The organism is Bacillus sp. V33-4 (assembly GCF_002860225.1).
Lineage (GTDB): Bacteria > Bacillota > Bacilli > Bacillales > Cytobacillaceae > Bacillus_BJ > Bacillus_BJ canaveralius.
In genome coordinates this window covers 69,013-87,885 of sequence record NZ_PGVC01000012.1, presented here as the reverse complement: position 1 = coordinate 87,885, position 18,873 = coordinate 69,013, and the positions used below count along the sequence as shown (strand labels likewise).

The following is an 18,873-nucleotide window of genomic DNA, read 5'->3' as shown; positions in this document are numbered from 1 at the left end:
ATGAGCTGCCTGTTTGCAGCTCATTTGCACACATAACATCTCATTCCTGGCCAGAAAAGGTTACATTACAGGCAGATAGTGAATTACCATCAGGATCGAGGAAGCCAAAACCTCCGAAGCCCGGCATTCCCGGAATATAGTTAATACCGGTTACGATGACACCCTGCTCCATTAAGAAAGTGTAGAATCTGTTCAGGTCGTGAATAAAAAAATCAATAATACTATGAGTGATATTGGTGTTCGTGTTCTTAAATGACAGCCGGCTGGAATCAGCGGTTTGCACAAGATAAATGGTGGGAACCCCTACTCTGTTACCGCCTTGAAGGCGCAGCATAGCCGTATTATCAGTTTCAGAGATCACTTTCGTTCCTAAAATTTTGTTGTACCAGTCTATTGACGTTTTTACATTAGATACAGGTATTTCGATTGTCGCAATTCTGGGGATAATTCGCCACATAACTTCTTCCTCGAATTCCTTGCCCACTTTATGTTCGCTAAATGTTTCAGCCATAAGATCGAACAGCTCCTCTTTAAGTTTTTCTTTCGCCCTTCTTAGCCTGCTCTCCACAGCGCTCAAGGTTAAATTTAGTTGCTCACTAATTTCCTTCGCTCTGAATCCGGTTATAAAATACAAAATAGTGACCAGACGGTATTTTTCATCCAGCCGATTAAGAGCATCCCATATTGTGATCTTTATTTCGTGTTGCTTAATGAAATCGGTTGAGACGTCATTATGATTTTCTGAATACACTACTTCTTCCTTGGAATTTTTCCTAAACCAATCAATACATTGGTTTCTCGTTATCGCAGAGATCCACGCAGAGAATTTGTCTCCTTCGTTCATATCAGCGATCTTTGACCATGCTTTGACGAATACTTCCTGGGAGATATCTTCTGAATGCTGAAAGTCCCTAATCTTATTTAAAGCGATTGAATAAACCAAGTTTGAATACCGGTTTACCAACTCTGCGTAAGCATCATAGCTGCCTTGCGCAGACCTCCTTACAAGTTCTTGGTCTGAAACCTCCACCTGTTCACCTCCTCGTAAATATAGACGTTAATTTAGCATGAAAACGGTCAAATCATTTGAAAATATATGCGCTCTCATTAATGGAATGCTCATATAGTTTCTTGCATATAGGCTATAAAATCTTCTCTGCCCTAATTCTTCCTATACAGGAGGTGCAGAAGACAATTGGAATATACGTCTTGCAAACTGTGTGCGATGTCTAACTAATCTGACTGCGATCAGTATAAAAACCTTCTATTCCCTCTTAAAAAGGCAACAGTATGTATTAATTTTATCATTTTTAATGAAACTATAATCCATCCATCCCGGGAAGAGCCGCATTTTCTCACAACTGCAGCCAATATAGTAGCAGGTTTACAGCTTGTGCCATTTGCGGAAATCGGTTATCCGCGATTTTGCTTACTTTATCCGCGAAAAATTAAATATATCCGCGATTTAGCTCACTTTATCCGCGAAAAATCTCATATATCCGCGAAACTTCAAATATATCCGCGAAAGTCCGGAACCATTTTTGCAGAACCGACAATTCCGCTCACCATTTTTTCTTTCACACATTTTCTAGTACAATTAAAGTAAAAGAAATAACGGAGGAGTCCATGTATGTTTACTACGATCCCGCCAAAAGGCGATTACACTGCATTCAACAGTGAAGATGAATATATCTCGAAAACGAAAGCTTGGGGCCTTATCTCGGCTTCCGCTAAATCGGCCAAGCATGAGTTTCTATACAAGCGAGAAAACGCGACTTACAAGGTGATCATTGAGGGGTATGACACCAACGGATCTCATGAAACTGCGATCGTCTCGTTTGCCAATGGTGCCCTGCATTGCGTGCATCCCGCTTATTTGAAAGAAATGCAAAGCCCTTCTTTTGGAAAGGACTCTGTATTCAATTCAGAGGCAGAACCAACCGCAAACGAGGTGCCTGTTTCAGGGGCAGCTGTACCACCTGCTGTGGAGGTTCCAATCTCAGGGGACGCACAACAAAGCAACAGTAAAAAAGCTAACAACAAAAAAGACGCTAAGGAAAAAAAGCAAAAGGCAGTTTTGGATCTACCAGCTGATAAAGTGTCCTTTGAAGCGGTCGTAAAAGAGTTTACCACCAAGTACAACCACTTCACTGAGAGCGAAGATGAAATTTTAGTATTAGAGAAGGTTAAAATCGTTGGGGATAATGCGTTGGAAATCGGTGAGGCATGGTGCGGCTACAGTAATACATTGAAAAAATCGGAGCTGGAAACAGGTGACTCTATCACGTTTAATGCAAAGATCGTCGATAAAAAACTGAACAAAGATATACGTTATAAAATTAATAATCCTTCTAAAATTACGAAACAATCATGAGAACATAAAAAGGGAACGTTAGCAGCCTGTGCTATCGTCCCCTTTTTTCACCAGCGAACCTCTATTCATAAATGTCAAAGTCATCAGGGTTCTTTTCTTCCATGATCCCCTGTTTTGTGTCTAGCTCTGCCTCCTTGGCATTTGGTCTATTCGCAATCACATTTCCCTGATCATCATATTTTATTTTATTTTTTTTATCATCCATCAACAGTTCCTCCTTAAGTAGTTTTACCCTTAGAGTTCCATATTTCGCTAATTCTAAACGTAAGATTAAGACTTTTGTTACTTTCCCATTTTTGCACATTCTAACTTATTAACAGTTGACATAAATATTGATGGGGTATAAATTCAAGTTATCTTATATTCAAATAATCAGATATACAAATATGGTAACAGGGAAGTGTTTTTGTGCTGCAGAAGTGGCTTTTAAGCGGAAGATATATGGAATACTCTGTTCACTCTTTTCAGAAGGATCTTGTATCCGGGCTTGTAGTTGGTGTTATCGCTATACCGCTGGGGATGGCGTTTGCTATTGCGTCGGGGGTTAAACCTGAATTCGGTATATACACCACTATTGTTGCAGGTATATTAATATCCTTATTTGGAGGATCAAGATATCAGATAGGAGGACCAACAGGGGCATTTATTCCGATCTTATTCGGAGTTGTTACAACATATGGGTTTGAAAATTTATTGCTTGCTGGGTTCTTGGCAGGAGTTATTCTTATCTTAATGGGAATTTTAAGGCTAGGATCATTAATTAAATTCATTCCAAAACCCGTAACGGTCGGCTTTACTTCGGGTATTGCCATCATCATATTTGTTGGTCAAATTCCAAATTTCCTTGGACTTATTGGCGTAGAGAAACACGAATCGTTTCTTAGTAATTTGAACGAGATCATCATACATATTCAGAGCATCAGCGTCTACAGTGTGATAACAGCTGTCATTTGTTTAATATCTGTTTTATTAACGCCTAAAATATTTCCGAACATACCTGGACCTCTTATCGGCATTATTTTTTCAACATTGGTTGCAACTTTTCTTTACCCTGATCACATAGCAACTATCGGTTCAGCATTTGGCGAGATTCCAAACAATCTGCCACAATTTCATGTACCAGAAATAACGTTTGAACGTATTCAGCAATTGATTCAACCAGCTTTTGTTATAGCAATACTGGGTGCAATAGAATCCCTGTTGTCGGCAGTAGTGGCAGATGGCATGACAGATAGCAAGCATAACAGTAATAAGGAACTAATAGGTCAAGGTATAGCGAACATGATAACCCCGTTGTTCAGTGGTATTCCAGCAACAGGTGCTATAGCACGAACTGCTACAAATATAAAAAATGGAGCTGCATCTCCATTATCTGGAGTAATACACGGTATAGTTGTACTCTTGGTGTTATTGCTTTTTGCACCTTACGCCTCAAAAATTCCATTGGCAAGTATGGCGCCAATCTTAATGATAGTTGCTTGGAATATGAGTGAGAGACACGTTTTTTATAATGTATTGAAAACTAAAACAACAGATTCACTTATCTTAGTTGTAACATTCTTATTAACCGTTTTTCTTAATTTAACAGTTGCAGTAGAAGTAGGGCTTGTTTTAGCAGTCATTATGTTTGCGAAACGAATGAGTGATATAATGGTAACTGCAAAGGCATTGCCCAATCCCAGCCATAAACACGAAAAAGTAGAAAGCCAAGTTGTTACGAATACACACGATTGTCCACAATTTAGCATTTATAATGTAGAAGGTCCGCTATTTTTCGGTGCAGCCCAAACATTTGAACAGACCATTATGAGTTCAATAAATATGAAGCCAACGGTCTTACTTTTAAGAATGGGAAAAGTTCCATTTATGGATACCACTGGCGAATCTTACTTCTCAAGCATCGTTAAGAATGTTTCAAAGCACGGCATCGTTTTAATATCCGGAATAAGACCACAGCCTAAAAATTTGCTAATCAAAACTGGCTTATACGATTCAATTGGAGAAGAACATTTTTTTGAGCACACAGGTGAAGCAATCAATTATGCTATTAAACAATTAAATCAAAATAAATGCCTGGGTTGCAGACATTTCGCTTTTAGGGAATGTGCTTCCTTATCAGGCGCTAAACAACAAGTCAAGGAAAGAAAGGAAGTATTTACCACTTAATTTATTGAAGAGGGGAATAAAAAATTGAATCTAGAAATGCAACGATTTAAAGCGGAATTTTTTAAAGCACTTGCCCATCCCCTGAGGATAAGAATTCTTGAGTTGTTGTCAGAAGGAGACAGAAGCGTTAATGAAATTCAAAGCCTTGTTGGAAGTGAAGGCTCTGCCGTTTCACAACAACTAACCATTTTGCGCGGGAAAAATATTGTAGTGGGTACTAAGGATGGCAACCGTGTAATCTATTCACTCCGTGACCCAATGATTGTTGAGCTTCTTTCTGTTGCACGGCAAATTTTTAACAATCATTTAGTGGATGCTATAACCATGCTGGATAAGTTTAGTGATACGGATAATAGTGGAGATGAAGAATTACAAAGAGAATCTTAAAATACCAATATTGGAATGAATCACTGAAGGATAAATGAGAAACCAACATAAAAGTTTTCTTCTCATTAAAAAAATCGCTCTCTCGAGAAGAAATATGATCAAATCAGTCGGTTAAGCGATTTTAATATCCTAAATAATTACAATTAAATCTATTTATTTCCAAAAATCACTAGCTGAGATATCTTATAAAATTATTTAAGCGGAAAATGGAGGGAATTAAGCGAAACTCCCCAGGAATTAAGCGAAAAAATCGAGAATTAAGCGAAAATGCGATTTAATTAAGCGAAACGATTATTCTCCCTAGATGCGCAAAAAAAGCTGCCTGTTTCAGACAGCTTTTTTTGCAGATCATAAATCCAATTTAATATTTTTCCCTTTTTCGATAATCTTGTCGGATTTATCCACGGCATCGCTTGTTAACAGTTCAACCGATTGAATATCATCAGTTTCTTGAAGAATGAAACCCATATTTCCTTTCTTGACGCCGTTACTTTCAATCTCACCGGTTAATTCTTCGAGGTAAATATCATCTTCATAAGTTTTGTGTTCGCCGCTGTTCATCTCAAGAGCGGCAATCGGATTAAATTTCACCGCATGATTCGATGTATTTTTCACTTCAACGGCGACCTTTACAAAATCAAACTCTTCTTCATGGGTATAAGCATGGAAAAAATCGATCATGCTGTAATCGGGAACGAAGTGCAACACTTTTATATCTTTAATGACCATTTCAACAGGGCCAATTTTAACAGTCTCATTAACTTGATCATAAGCTTTTAAAGTAAGTTCGCCTTTTGCGTCTGTAATTGTTTCCCCCACTGTTACAAGATTAATATCATCCGTTACTTGCGGATTGGGAACGTAGATATCCTCATTTGTTTTTGGGGCGGTTTTTTCTGTTTGTTCACTTTTATCTGTTTTGTTTTCAGCAGCTTGATTCTCTGTATTGTCTTCTGGAGCACAACCAGTAAGAGAGAATAATAAAATAAGGACGAAAAACAGTTTTTTCAATGGAATCCCCCTAATATTTCACTATTAAGAAAAGCACCCGCTGCTATTTAAAGCAACGGGACTTTTTTATCGTATTCGGCTTAATCATCGTGATGTTTATTTTTATTTCCTAAGATGTCAAAGATAATTTTCGCATGGTCTGTGTTATCGACTTGCCCTGCAAAACGCTCTTTGTATGGACCAAATGCATAAACCGGAACGTCTTCACCAGTATGCCCGCCAGTTGTCCAGCCTGTATGAGAACGTTTGTTAAAGATTTTTTCGATGGCATCGTCAATAGGAATAACTTTCTTAGTCGCTGCAGCATCTTTTACAGATTGAATTTCTTCTGGTGTTAATGCTACTAGATTTTGGTCGATATGAGTTTTCAGTGTTTGCTCTACATCGGCACCATTAGCAATTTCGGTCGCCATAAAATCAGGTGTTTTTTTCGCAGCTCTTATCGGTTCGCCGAACCAGTTATAAATTCCATCTGCACCAATGGAATAACCGCCAGTTGAATGGTCAGCAGTTGCCACAACTAAAGTGTTCTTGTCCTTTTTCGCAAACTCAATTGCTGCTTTATAAGCTTTTTCAAAGTCCTCCATTTCACTCATGGCACTAACGATATCATTGTCATGCCCTGCCCAGTCAATCTGGCTTCCTTCGATCATTAAGAAGAAACCGTCTTTATCTTTGCTTAAGCGATCAATTGCTGATTTCGTCATATCTTCAAGTGATGGTATTTCTTCTGTACGGTCAATCATTTTTGGAAGGCCGCCAGGAGCAAATAATCCGAGAATTTGTGCGTTTTTATCTGCTAAAAGCTGCTCTTTGTTGGTAACATAGCTGAAGCCGTCTTTTTTGAATTCTTCAGTCAGATTACGGTCAGGACGTACAAAGTTTGAAGTGCCGCCGCCAAGGAGAACATCTATTTTATGTTTCCCATTAACTAATTCATTATAATAGTCGTCGGCAATAGCATTCATATTTTTACGATTTTCATCGTGAGCACCGAATGATGCAGGTGTTGCATGGGTAATTTCGGACGTAGCAACAAGACCTGTTGCCTTACCTGTTTCTTTTGCTGCTTCCAACACTGTTTTCACTTCAGATTTGTCGTTATCAACCGCGATCGCTGCATTGTAAGTTTTGACACCGGCTGACATCGCAGTCGCTGCCGAAGCGGAATCAGTTACGTTTTGAGCGTGGTCTTCAGGATAAGTCATTTGCTGCCCTACAAGGTATTTATCAAATTCTGTTTTTTCGGCAACAGGTGTATTTGGATCATCTTTTAAATAGCGGTGAGCAGAAGTATAAGATACTCCCATCCCGTCCCCGATCAGGAAAATAACGTTTTTGGCTTTTGCCCTGTTATAATTTCCATCAGCTTGTACATCTGTATGAGAAACTGTTCCGATTAAGCTTCCAATTGCCACTGTAGAAAGAACAGCAATCGGGAGAATCTTTTTTGTGAATTTGCCTTTAAACAATTATAAAACCCCCCTAATTAAATTAATAAAACCAACAGTTATAACTATACTGCCATTGTGTTAATCATTATTTAAGATAACGTAAATTTATGTTAATAATGCATTAAGTCTTAATGACATATATTTCGAAAACGATTGGAAGATTAACTCTAATTTTATCAGCGGTTTCTGCCTACCGGCTTTACTCTTTTTTATCGAAAGTTTTCGCCATCAGCGACCGCTATATATTATATTATCCTATCTCCAGGAATATAGTGGGGGAGAGAGATCTATTTTAAGGGGGGAAAGCTAATGGTTATTCATGTGGTACAACGGGGGGAAACATTGTGGGCGATTTCCCGGCGGTATGGTGTCGCGATTAGTCAAATTGTATCAGCAAATCAGTTGGAAAATCCGGACAGATTGGTGGTCGGGCTCGCGCTTGTCATTCCTGTTGCTTACCGGTCGCATGTGGTCCGGTCCGGTGAGACATTGTGGATGATCGCGCAAAGATACGGAACGACGGTTCAGGCGATTGTCCAGGCAAACCGGATTAGTGATCCCTCACGAATCAGCCCGGGAATGGTGTTAGTCATACCGGCAAGAACACATACTGTCCAACGCGGAGAAACCTTATGGCAAATTGCACAGCGATATGGGACGACGGTTCAAGAGATCATCAGGGCAAATCAAATTCAAGATCCGAATGCGATATTCCCTGGAACTGTTTTAACGATCCCTTTTAGAAAGCCTGTCATTGACGTCAACGCTTATACGATCAATACAGGAGAAACAGGAGCCAGGGAAGTTCGCGAGGTAGGCCGATATTTAACTTATTGGACGCCTTTTGCTTATAGAATGCGGGAAGACGGCGGATTGGATGCCATTAATGATGTGCCGATTATTCAGGCTGCTGTGGCTGAACGGGTTGTTCCGATGCTCTGCATCACCAACTTCACGGCGACAGATCCGGGATCCCGGCTCGCGCACACCATCCTATCAAACACCGAAATCCAGGACCGTTTATTAACCAATATTTTAAACATAATGAGAGAAAAAGGATACCGGGCACTAAACGTTGATTTTGAAAACGTTTATCCGGCTGACCGTGAGTTATACAATCAATTTTTACAGCGTACGGTTGACCGCCTGCATCCTGAAGGATACCTTGTTTCAACAGCGGTTGCTCCAAAAACGAGCGGTGAACAACAAGGCTTGTTGTATGAAGCACATGATTATCCTGCACATGGCCGAATCGTTGATTTTGTGATATTGATGACTTATGAATGGGGCTACAGGTTGGGGCCGCCACAGGCGATTTCGCCGCTCAACCAAATAAAGCGGGTTCTCGATTATGCTGTGTCCGTCATTCCAAGAAACAAGATTTTCTTTGGCTTTCAAATTTACGCGCGCGACTGGGTTCTTCCTCATGTCCAGGGACAAGAAGCAGAAACCTTCAGCCCGCAGGAAGCCGTCCGTCGAGCGATTCAATACGGAGCCACCATTCAATACGATCCTGTCGCTCAGTCACCATTTTTCCGCTACACCGACGCCCAGGGCCGCGGCCACGAAGTCTGGTTCGAGGATGCCCGCAGCGCCCAGGCAAAATTTGATACAGTCAAAGACTATCGCTTGCCCGGAATCAGCTACTGGGTACTTGGCTATCCGTTCCCGCAAAATTGGCTGCTTCTTGAAGACAATTTTACGATCCGGAAATTACGGTAGGGACAAAATGAGCTTCACGCTCCGAATTAGTGGAACAGAAGTCCTTCCAAGCCAATTTAATTTCGCAATCAAGGTTCACAACTTAACGCTAAGACTTTACTCCATCAAATAACAAAAGCTGATTCAATTAGTATTTCCCAGAAAATTGAACCAGCTTTTCAGTTTCTCGACTTTAATGACTTATAATAATGAATTAAATGCATATCAGGAGTATCATTTTGAATTGCTTTTAGCATTAATTTTTCAATTTCGATTAAATCACAATGAACTAGCGATTTAATGGAGCCTTGTATCATCTCTTCTTCACTCACTACTGTCCATTCCAATTTGAATCCATTCATCAGAGCCAGAGTTCTGAAAAACTCTCGTTGCGTTCGTCCGTTTCCTTCCCTAAATGGATGAGCTGCATTTACATGATCGAAATAGTATGCTAATCTAACTGACAATTGTTCTTTATTCTTTTCGTTTTTCAAATAACCTTCTGCCCTTAAGGGAGCCGTCACGCTCTCTTTAAAATACGTACTTATTACACTATGCCGTGCAAAAAAATTACCTTTGGATATATCAACAGTTCTAATTTGACCATCCCAATCGAAAAGATCTTGAAATATATGCTTGTGAATGGCTTGTAAATGACCTAAATCGAAATTGCCTGTAATAGGTTTTTCCATAAGTTCTAAGAGTCTGCGTCCAGTAAGGATACGTTCTACGTTATTGAGTTTATCTAGTTCTCTAATATTCAACTTATTTTTTAGAATTGCTGTTCCAGGATATAGATATGGATCACTCATTTGCAAGTTCTAGAACCTTTCTTAGAAATTCTTCTTCTGAGAGGATCCCTAAAACTTTCGCCTTTATTAATTCTTCTTCTCTCTGTTCTAAATTAAATCCTTCAATTGATAATGTACCTTTTACCTGTCTCATCCCGTATTCTATATCAAAAACAGGTCTATTTGACAACGGATCATTGCCCCCCTTCTTATTTATTTGTCCGTTCTGAGAATTCCTGTTAATAGTCTTGATCTCATTTAACATTACCTTGTTTCTGGTGAATGTCTGACTAACTCTTTTGTTCCTTTTGTTTAATAACCCTTTTGTCTTTCGCACTTTAACATTCGCAACAGGAGTTTTTAACTCAAATCCATTTGCAGGCATAAAATTCAACGTTCCCAACTATTATTTAGTTCTTTCAATGGAATGTCAGTCATAAATTGTTATTTGTATTATAACATTTTTCGCAAAAAAATTCAGAAACCGACATAAAACCCTTGTTTACAAAACTGTTGCTGGTGGCAGAGCAGCGATATTTATTTTGTGTAGATTTTAATTCAATACCGAAATTTCGCCAAAATATGATAAAAAATCTTCTATTCTCGCTCTATTAAAAATATAAGAACGCGCATTTCAAATTAACATCTAGGTTAGCCCTTTTCTATTTATCAAAATTAGCCCCGCGATAATCAGCAGCATACCTAAAATAGCGATGATGCTCAGCGTATGTCCAAAGATGAAGTAATCCAGCAAAGCAGTTACTGGCGGTACACAATACAGTAAACTTGTTACATTTGTAAGATTGCCGATCCGAATCAAATAGAACAGGAGCATCGAAGCACCGATTGAGATAACCAACACCATCCATGCAAGGGCAATCCAGAACGTTATTGTCCAGTTGACGGACGACGACTCGAAAATCGGCGTTAACAGGAGTAATACGACGGATCCTCCTGTATATTGAATCGCCAAATTAGTTGGCATGCTTACTGTGACGCGCTTCTGCAAAATGGTCCCGGCAGTAATAAAAGCAAGCGATAGAAGCGTACTGCTTATTCCTAAAACTGAAAGAGTTCCGGCGAAAATACTATCACCGACAACTAAAACCAAGCCAGCTATCCCCAATATTAACCCTGCCCATTTGCCGAAACTTGTTTTTTGCCTGGTTGCAATAGTAGTTAAAATTGGCTGTGCCCCAAGTATGATAGATAAGATTCCCGGGGAAACTTCGTACGCTAGCGCCAGAAAGAAAAAGACCTGGTATCCCGCTTGTAAAAACAAGCCCGTAATCAATATATTTCGCCATTCCGCAAAACTTTTTGGGATGGGAGATTTTATCAATAAACAGATTAGCCACATGATCAGCATCGATAAAACAAAACGAAGTGATACAAAAGCGAAAGGGGTTGAATCATGCAAACCAAGTTCAACGAATATTGCTCCGCTGCTCCATAATAGAACAAATAATACTGGTATTAAACTATTTTTCAACTCAGGTTTTAAATTAGGTACCCTCTTAATTTGTTCTAACATCATGGTTAGGCTCCCCTTTACGAAAAATTCACTCACACACAAATAATAATAGATTAAGAAATAGTTTACGCTACATAAATATTATCATTAACAATGGTGAAATGAATCTTTATGCTGTCTTATCAAAGCCGGGATGAGGCTGCTCCTCCCGGCTTTGATATTAGTTACTGTATTACTCATGCTTATAACATCATTACTGATTTTTTTATCAAATACTTTCCTCTCAAACCTTTTCAGGTCTAATCGCAAGTGATACAAGGAGCCCGATACCAAGGAGTAATGCCAGTGATTCAAATGTTAAAAGATAGCTGCCTGTTTTTAATAAGGAAACGGCAATGATCGGCCCCAGAGTTGCACCGATAAATAAAATAAACGTGTAAAGTGTGACAGCAATTCCGCGTGCCTGCCCACCCAATTGGCCAACAAGCGTGATCAATGTTGGTACCGTTACTCTCCTTTCAACCGGGAACATTTCCACTACGTATACTAACGCAGCTGGAGCAAACGTTGCTGCGACTAACCCTTGTATCGCGAAAAATCCGCTACTGGGGAAAAAAGGACTTATTGAGTCTGAAAATGAAGGCGAAGGAACAACCCGGAGATATAATTACTTAAACATAAAAAAAATCCTCTTAATCCAGGAATTAATTGAAGAAGGATACACTCTTGATGCGGCAGCCAAAAAAGTCGAAGACCGCATGAAAAATATTAATGATGTATTCCTTAAGCTAGCGAACACTGCTTCTAATCAAACCGATACTGACTAATTTAATAAAAGAAAAGCCGATCCCCGTCATTGCACGGTGATCGGCCTTTTTTATGTCTTAAATATGCTCCGGGAATTAACAATGGGAAAATCGACTTGTGAAAGACTTAACGAATGAATGAAGATTCTACATTAGCAAGTGCGTCATCGAGCCAACGAGGATGCATTTTTATTAAATCGGCTGGCAAAGCATCTTTATGAAAAAACTGCACAGCCAAAGATTCTGGAGAATTACACTGCAGTTTACCACCGACAATCTCAGCGAGAAAACAGGTGGTCACAAAATGGACGTTTTTTCCATCTGTATATTGAAATACTTGAGAAGCAGGGTCAGAATAAACGCCAATTAATTTTTTGATGCTGATTTGTAAGTTGGTTTCTTCCTGGACTTCCCGCACAGCAGCTTCAGTTACTGTTTCACCTGGCTCCACATGTCCGGACGGAATCCCCCAAAGCCCTACATCAGCACGTTTTTGCAACAAAACCCGATTCTCTTCATCCAAAATAATAACAGCAATTCCCGGGTGAATTTCATCAATTCGTTCCATGGCAAATTCCTCCGTTCATATCAAAACCCCAATTTCGCATGCATTCATTTAACATACATCTAAAAGTTCACGTTCTGAAATCACTTTAAATCCTTCCTGTTTAAGCAATGCTGTGGTAACACCTTTACCGGAAGTTTTCTTGTTCCGGAAGCTGCCATCATAGATTATTTGCGATCCGCAGGAAGGGCTGAATTCTTTTAAAACGATGTAAGTCGCATTTAACTTTTTTGCTAATTCTAAAGTTTGATAGGCCCCTTTAATATAAAGATCTGTCACATCTTCGCCCGATCTCTCAACAACCCTTGCTGTACCAGCTAACACTTCTTTTCCCGTTCCACCAATAATCTCTGCCGGCTCCCTCGGAGTTGAAAAGCCTCCTAAAAGTTCAGGGCAAACCATCACTGCTTTATCCTGGTCGACCAATTCCTGAATCTTCTTTTCAAGACTGTCGGTCCCATTGTAACGGCATTTCAAACCTGCAAGACAAGAACTGACAAGAATCATCTGTTATAACTCCTTTAAATAGCTGTAATTTTTTCGAAAAACAGTACTATTTGCTGCTTCCGGTGATGTTATTGCTTGTTTTCTCAAAGCACAAGTTAACTGTGCGTTCATTGGATCGGGTACGATGCATTTTATTGGCTGGAACAGTGAACATTTCGCCGGGCTTCAATGAAACTGTCTCACCGCCTTCTAGATCTATAAAAAGTTCACCTTCTAAAACATAGAATAATTCATCGCAGTCTTCATGTTTATGCCAGTGATATTCTCCGTCAATTACTGCAATTCTCAGAGCGTGATCATTTATTTCACTGACAATGAAATTCGCATAATCACGTTGGTCTTTGACCAAATCCAATAGATTCAAAACTTTTAATTGCCCTTTTTTGTCCACTTTCTTTTCTCCTTGTGTCATATATTCATAAGCATAACGACTTAGATCATATAACTATGTATTACTCTCTCTTTATAAGTTAGCATAATAAAATGGCAGAGATAAGGCCCAAAAATGGCGAAGTTGACGATATGTCTGAAAAGTTGATGATAAATTGGCCGAACTTGACGATATATCTGCAAAGTTGACGATAAAACGGTCGAACTTGATGATATATCTGAAAGTTGACGATAAAACGGTCGAACTTGATGATATATCTGCAAAGTTGATGATAAAACAGTCGAACTTGATGATATATCTGGAGAGTTGGTTCATACAATCTTTTTGATGCCAATTAATTTATGAACACGGGAATACACTTTAAAAGGGGGCAACTCAGTTTTTCATGAGCCTGCCCCCCTTTAATTAGGAAATAGTAATCGATTTTTCGGCTATTACGCCATTTGCTTCTACCTTTAATATAATCTGGCCTTTTCCCAATCCAGTCAGTTGTCCGGTTGCAGTGTCAAAAACAGCAATGTATTTCTTTGATTCTTTGGCCTTAATCAGGGCTTCACCTGTACCAATAAAGACATTTTCGCTTCCGGTCCAATTGACACTTGCCGGGTATCGGAGCGGAAAATTCAAGCTTCCTGCTTGATGTCCGGTAGCCTTTACTTCGACTGTCTCACCGGTCGTAACCGATTCTGGCGCCTCCATTGTTACACCTTCAAGCAGTGGATTTACCTTGGCGCGTACCCATTCTGTGTCATGAATCGGACTCTGTTCACTCGATTTTTCCGGTCCTCTTGCTTTTGAAGGAACAGGTGTCGGGTCGATGCCAAACATTGTCCATGCATAAAAACCACCGTCATCAGCCGAACCGTATGGTGCTTTTCCAGCAGGGCCAACAACCATGTAAGGAACTCCGTCCACTCGTTCGACATTTACATTATGGGCGTGTCCGGATATATAAAGAGCCCCTTTTCCATTCGAATCTTCTCTAAATTTCGTCAACCATGTTTCAATTAGTTCTGCTTCTTTTCGGTCTGTTAATTGACTGTTTTTCGTCGATAGTGGATCCCGGGTTGGATGATGCCCGAAAACGACGAGATTCTTAATATTTGGATCACTCGCTGCAGTCTCCAATGTTCTTTTTAATTCTATTAATTGGTTGAAATCGGAGGTACGGAAGCTTCCGGTTGCTGAATCCAGGAGAACAAATTGCGTACCCTTATGTTCAAAAGTGAACCTATTTTCTTTAAAAGTTTGCAAAAAGTTGTCCAAATTGCCAGTACCCATTATTTCATGATTTCCGGGAACATAATAAATTGGCAGCTGATCGCCGACTTCTTCTTCCAATATCCTCTTAGCAAGCGCAAAGTCCTCAGGGTAGGCAGTATCAACGAGGTCACCGCCAATGATTAAAAATTCAGGTTTTTCCTTAATTATTTCCTGTAAACTTTCCTTGGCGAGCCGTACTTGCTGACTGTCGGGTGACTTCCCGACAAATTGGCTGTCAGCCATCACAGCAAACTTCCAGCGATCCTCCGCAAGATTTGCGTTTTGCAGCACAAGAGGATCCGCTTTTTTCGACACTACTGGCACCTCAACAGTCGGACTCACTTTGACTGCCAAATCATCATAGACGAGCTGACCGGTGTATTGTTTCGCCTTGTTTGTTTCAATGGCGCCAATCGTTCTTAACTCAAGCGGATAAGAAACACCTGCAGGCACTGGAATTTCAATTTGTTTCCAACCTGTCCATGTGACATACGGGCCGTAAAGGTAATGATTGCTTCCATCAGCGCCGCGCGTCGTAAATGACATCCATTCCCCTTTTCCGTCACCTTTGACCCACATACTGATCGATTGCGGCTCACCCGGAAGGATAATCGGTTTAACCGGATGAATATTAGCCGTCCGCGTTCCCGTTGATTTCGCAAAGTCAAAATTAACTTTGATTCCGCTCCCGCTTAAGCCCTCCCCTTTTTCAATCGTTCCCGTTCCGCGGGCGGAGGAAAAGCGCCATTCTGACAAATCTTCCATTTTCGAGACGTACTCTGTTTTTAATCCGACTGTGACAGGAAGATATGCCTTTTTTTCATTTACTGTAAGTGTCACTAGAGTCGATCCTTCATTAACCTTTGTACTGACGGAAAACGTGCCTTCCGCCGTCATTTGAATATCAATGATTGATTGGTCGTAATCCAGGCTAACATCTTGAGGTTCAATAGGTGCTGAGTAGCCATTTTTGTCATATCCAATGATCGAAAATTGGCCAGTCGCCCCTTTTGCAAGTCCAAGTCTTGGAATATTTGCTTCTATTCGTTCCAGTTCACTTAGCACATAAACTGGACTTGTTCCTTTTATGCCTGTGGCTTGAGCTTCTACATCCGCTTTACCTGGCTTTTTGGCACGGAAAATCCCGTCTTTTTCAAACTTTCCAACGGAACCGGGTTTGGTATCCCACTTTATTTGTCCAGTTTCAACAGGATCGTAAGCATTATCGAAACCAGCAGCAGAAAAATTCCGCGTCAATCCGGGAAATACACGATTGGAATTTTCCTAGTTTGATTGCGTAAACACTTTAAAGCCTGTCAAGATGCCATTGCCCTTCGCTGTAAAGATACCAATTCCATTAGGTACTGCCCGTTCCGTTCCGTCAGAAGGACTATTGACCACTTCCGCATCGTCTTTGCCGGGAGTCCGCGCCACCATGGTTGTGGAGCCGCCACCATCTAAATTAAGGGCATGATGTGCTCCGAACTCCTTCATAAGTGCGCCCATTTCGCGCAGAGTCATACCACGGCTGCTTGCTTGACGGCCATCAACTGTTACTAAATACATCTGTTTTCCGTCAGCAGAGTATCCTACTGCCGTACGAGGAGCTGTTACTTTATCATCCAGGGATTGAACTTGTCCCTCTTTAACAAGAATCGGATTTCCGCCAATCGCAAATTCGAATGGTTTCCCATTTGGAACCTTTGGAGAATATTGAACCGATATCTCGTCCCCTGATTTAAGCTGCTTTAAGATGGATGCGCCTGATTCACGGCCTACCAATACAAAAGAGTTTTCAGTGATTTTGCCGCTCCCAATATGATCATGGCTGTCAATCACTTTACCGTTTTCAACAATTACTTCATGTACTGACCCGCTATTGCTTACTGCTCCGCTTCTGGAAGCTTCTCCCCAAAGCGAAGAATACAGGCCAATACCATTTGCCGGGATGCTGCTTTGGTTTAATGACGCGAGGGGATGCTCGTTCCCATGAAAAGTGATGACACCTTCGAGGAAAATTTGTGCAAGCTGCCCAATTCCGTCAGCATTGATTCCAGCTGCCTGCTGCCATCCTGGTTCCGGTCCTTTTACGAGATTTCCACTCTGAATTTCTGCACCAAGCGGGGCTTTCGTACCGTTAATATCAAAAAAGTCACCATTAACGCCGGCTATTGCACCATTGCGCCTGGCTGTTTCCGATAAACGCTCAGCTTTTGATACTACACCCGGTTGAAGAAGATCTGCGGTTACAGCTTTGTTCCCCAGATCTACTTTCAACATTTCTCCATTGATCCAACCGCGAGCATCAAACCGTTCAAAGGTTGTTATTTCAACACCCGTTCCGATACGTTCTGTATGCTTATTTGTTACAAGCGTTGTACTGTCCGGGTTTTCAATAACTGTTTGCGGTTCATCTCGTTTTGAAGATTGCGCAGGGCGCTTGTCAAGAACAGGGGACCATTCAGCATTTTTAGCTGAATTCGCCAGAGTCGGTGATACAGTACCCGCCATTAATGAGATAACAAGACCCAAAATGAATAAAAATCGCAGTTTAGACACAGTACTCCTCCTAGTATAATGAGATCATCTTTCTCTATTAAACTAGCAACTATTTTTTAATCTGCAATGAATTTCATGTAAATATTTTCAGTATTACAAAAACAGTCCATAATACCCATTCATAAGTAAAAAAAGAAAAAAGGCTTCAATCCCGAATGAATTACGTGATTGACTCCTTTTTAACATTTCATAGTTTTCCTCAGCTTTAATTTTGTCCCTCCAGTTTCTTGTAATGCCCGATCTTTTCTTCTATCTTCTCAAGGTTTTCCGCCAGTGCTTTCATTTCATCCAAAACTTTTCTTTGATGGAGCTCCAACAATTCTCGTCTTGCCGTTATTGTAGATTCTCCCTGACTTCGCAGGTCGGAAAAACTTTTCATGTCGTTAACTGTCATCCCTGTGATTCGCAAACGGATTAAAAAATGAATCCACGATATATCAGTTTCCGAATACTGGCGATATCCATGTTCATTTCGATCTACTCCCTTAAGCAGCCCAATTTTTTCATAATACCGTAACGTATGTCCACTTAGCCCGGTGATCATTGAAACTTGCTGAATCGTAAATGATTTTTCCATGTCTATCATTATAACAAAAGTATTGCTTTAGAGTGCACTCTAAAGTGTAGCATTAATCATGAATTGGTGCTGGACAAATAGAGGGGCGCCGTTATACCCAGGATTTTTACTGCGAGGAGGAAAAAGAAATGATTAATGAACGTTATGAGCGTGGTTGGCAGAAGCTTATGGAAATAGACGGGGAAGGGGGAAAACGTGTAATAGATTCACTAAAAGATATTGCTCCTGATCTTGGTCAATATGTTGTTGAATTTGCCTTTGGCGATATTTATTCACGGGAAGGACTGGATGTGCAACAACGTCAACTGGTTACAATCGCATCACTCACTACCCAGGGCGGCTGCGAACCACAACTTAATGTCCATATCAATGCTGCACTCAATGTTGGCCTTTCGCCTGATGCGATAGTAGAAGCGATTATGCACTGTGCTCCTTATACTGGATTTCCACGAGTGCTCAATGCAATCTTTGTCGCAAAACAAATTTTTGAGGAGCGTAATTTAGGAATTTAGCTTTTTTTCTCAAAATCATTTACTTCGAAGCAAAGATGAATCTAAAAGAAGCTCATTGCCATTTTAGGTGATGAGCTTTGTGCGCTTTAATGATTTAAACGCAATAATTTCCTATTTTATTCCGCAGTTTTTCAACAAATAATGTTTCGTATGTCCGCATTCAGTGAAGATGTTTTTTCATGGTGGACAATGAACGTTTGATTGTCCTTCCACGGGGGTCTCCCTGTTTCGCAAATTATTTTATCCGCGGTTTTATACTTTTTATCCGCGGTTTTGGACCGTTTATCCGCGAAAAAATCTATATATCCGCGAAAGTGAGCATTTTATCCGCGAAA

At 40.3% G+C, this 18,873-nt stretch carries 20 protein-coding genes; 6 read left to right on the top strand and 14 right to left on the bottom strand.

The genetic code is table 11. The features are described 5' to 3' along the window. Window positions 1–40 precede the first annotated feature (40 nt). Window positions 41–1,030 (bottom strand): sigma-70 family RNA polymerase sigma factor, encoded by a 990-nt coding sequence (locus CVD23_RS05190; protein ID WP_101665384.1) that lies wholly within the window; start codon window positions 1,028–1,030, stop codon window positions 41–43. A gap of 600 nt (window positions 1,031–1,630) precedes the next feature. Between CVD23_RS05190 and CVD23_RS05180 the strand changes: the two genes are divergently transcribed. Continuing rightward, on the top strand, window positions 1,631–2,374 hold the full coding sequence (locus CVD23_RS05180; RefSeq protein ID WP_101576356.1) for a hypothetical protein: 744 nt from the start codon (window positions 1,631–1,633) through the stop codon (window positions 2,372–2,374). A gap of 61 nt (window positions 2,375–2,435) precedes the next feature. Here the strand turns inward: CVD23_RS05180 and CVD23_RS21820 are convergent, their stop codons facing one another. Next, window positions 2,436–2,579, bottom strand: coding sequence for a hypothetical protein (locus CVD23_RS21820; RefSeq protein ID WP_180955543.1), 144 nt, complete (start codon window positions 2,577–2,579; stop codon window positions 2,436–2,438). A 236-nt stretch (window positions 2,580–2,815) separates the two neighbouring features. Here CVD23_RS21820 and CVD23_RS05175 point away from each other — a divergent pair, with 236 nt between their 5' ends. Both CVD23_RS05175 and CVD23_RS05170 read left to right on the top strand, forming a co-directional pair. After that, entirely contained in the window at window positions 2,816–4,540 is a 1,725-nt protein-coding gene (locus CVD23_RS05175; RefSeq protein ID WP_101665391.1) for a SulP family inorganic anion transporter, read from the top strand. A gap of 24 nt (window positions 4,541–4,564) precedes the next feature. Continuing rightward, a complete protein-coding gene (locus CVD23_RS05170) occupies window positions 4,565–4,927 on the top strand; it encodes an ArsR/SmtB family transcription factor (protein ID WP_101576357.1) in 363 nt (120 codons plus the stop codon). Window positions 4,928–5,275: 348 nt separating this feature from the next. Here CVD23_RS05170 and CVD23_RS05165 read toward each other — a convergent pair whose 3' ends face one another. Together CVD23_RS05165 and CVD23_RS05160 are read right to left on the bottom strand one after the other, a co-directional pair. Continuing rightward, window positions 5,276–5,938, bottom strand: coding sequence for a DUF4352 domain-containing protein (locus tag CVD23_RS05165; RefSeq protein WP_101576358.1), 663 nt, complete (start codon window positions 5,936–5,938; stop codon window positions 5,276–5,278). An 80-nt stretch (window positions 5,939–6,018) separates the two neighbouring features. After that, window positions 6,019–7,410 (bottom strand): alkaline phosphatase, encoded by a 1,392-nt coding sequence (locus tag CVD23_RS05160; protein ID WP_101576359.1) that lies wholly within the window; start codon window positions 7,408–7,410, stop codon window positions 6,019–6,021. Between the two features lie 291 nt (window positions 7,411–7,701). Between CVD23_RS05160 and CVD23_RS05155 the strand changes: the two genes are divergently transcribed. Beyond that, on the top strand, window positions 7,702–9,114 hold the full coding sequence (locus tag CVD23_RS05155) for a LysM peptidoglycan-binding domain-containing protein (protein ID WP_101576360.1): 1,413 nt from the start codon (window positions 7,702–7,704) through the stop codon (window positions 9,112–9,114). Window positions 9,115–9,272: 158 nt separating this feature from the next. On the opposite strand, the gene CVD23_RS05150 is transcribed toward CVD23_RS05155, so the two are convergent. The 4 genes from CVD23_RS05150 to CVD23_RS05135 form a co-directional block, all read right to left on the bottom strand. After that, window positions 9,273–9,905: a Fic/DOC family protein gene (locus tag CVD23_RS05150; protein WP_101576361.1), complete on the bottom strand. Its 633-nt coding sequence runs from the start codon at window positions 9,903–9,905 to the stop codon at window positions 9,273–9,275. Next, on the bottom strand, window positions 9,898–10,269 hold the full coding sequence (locus CVD23_RS05145; RefSeq protein WP_101576362.1) for a hypothetical protein: 372 nt from the start codon (window positions 10,267–10,269) through the stop codon (window positions 9,898–9,900). The genes CVD23_RS05150 and CVD23_RS05145 overlap by 8 nt, the downstream gene beginning before the upstream one ends. Window positions 10,270–10,530: 261 nt before the next feature. Next, on the bottom strand, window positions 10,531–11,421 hold the full coding sequence (locus CVD23_RS05140) for a DMT family transporter (RefSeq protein WP_101576363.1): 891 nt from the start codon (window positions 11,419–11,421) through the stop codon (window positions 10,531–10,533). Window positions 11,422–11,641: 220 nt separating this feature from the next. After that, a complete protein-coding gene (locus CVD23_RS05135) occupies window positions 11,642–11,854 on the bottom strand; it encodes a hypothetical protein (RefSeq protein ID WP_101665383.1) in 213 nt (70 codons plus the stop codon). On the opposite strand from CVD23_RS05135, the gene CVD23_RS05130 reads away from it, so the two are divergent. After that, complete coding sequence (locus tag CVD23_RS05130) at window positions 11,847–12,185, top strand: MerR family transcriptional regulator (RefSeq protein ID WP_219619909.1); 339 nt, start codon at window positions 11,847–11,849, stop codon at window positions 12,183–12,185. The genes CVD23_RS05135 and CVD23_RS05130 overlap by 8 nt on opposite strands. Window positions 12,186–12,291: 106 nt before the next feature. On the opposite strand, the gene CVD23_RS05125 is transcribed toward CVD23_RS05130, so the two are convergent. The 6 genes from CVD23_RS05125 to CVD23_RS05100 form a co-directional block, all read right to left on the bottom strand. Continuing rightward, the gene (locus tag CVD23_RS05125; protein WP_101665382.1) at window positions 12,292–12,732 is read right to left on the bottom strand and encodes an NUDIX domain-containing protein; all 441 of its coding nucleotides are present in this window, start codon (window positions 12,730–12,732) and stop codon (window positions 12,292–12,294) included. A gap of 48 nt (window positions 12,733–12,780) precedes the next feature. Beyond that, on the bottom strand, window positions 12,781–13,236 hold the full coding sequence (locus CVD23_RS05120; RefSeq protein WP_101665381.1) for a DUF523 domain-containing protein: 456 nt from the start codon (window positions 13,234–13,236) through the stop codon (window positions 12,781–12,783). A gap of 46 nt (window positions 13,237–13,282) precedes the next feature. Further along, on the bottom strand, window positions 13,283–13,627 hold the full coding sequence (locus CVD23_RS05115; protein ID WP_245917354.1) for a cupin domain-containing protein: 345 nt from the start codon (window positions 13,625–13,627) through the stop codon (window positions 13,283–13,285). A 405-nt stretch (window positions 13,628–14,032) separates the two neighbouring features. Further along, entirely contained in the window at window positions 14,033–16,147 is a 2,115-nt protein-coding gene (locus CVD23_RS05110) for a metallophosphoesterase (protein WP_101665380.1), read from the bottom strand. Window positions 16,148–16,174: 27 nt separating this feature from the next. Further along, entirely contained in the window at window positions 16,175–17,449 is a 1,275-nt protein-coding gene (locus CVD23_RS05105; RefSeq protein WP_101665379.1) for a phosphodiester glycosidase family protein, read from the bottom strand. A 205-nt stretch (window positions 17,450–17,654) separates the two neighbouring features. Further along, a complete protein-coding gene (locus CVD23_RS05100) occupies window positions 17,655–18,026 on the bottom strand; it encodes a MerR family transcriptional regulator (protein ID WP_101576369.1) in 372 nt (123 codons plus the stop codon). Window positions 18,027–18,154: 128 nt separating this feature from the next. Here CVD23_RS05100 and CVD23_RS05095 point away from each other — a divergent pair, with 128 nt between their 5' ends. After that, on the top strand, window positions 18,155–18,538 hold the full coding sequence (locus tag CVD23_RS05095; protein ID WP_180955542.1) for a carboxymuconolactone decarboxylase family protein: 384 nt from the start codon (window positions 18,155–18,157) through the stop codon (window positions 18,536–18,538). Window positions 18,539–18,873 lie beyond the last annotated feature (335 nt).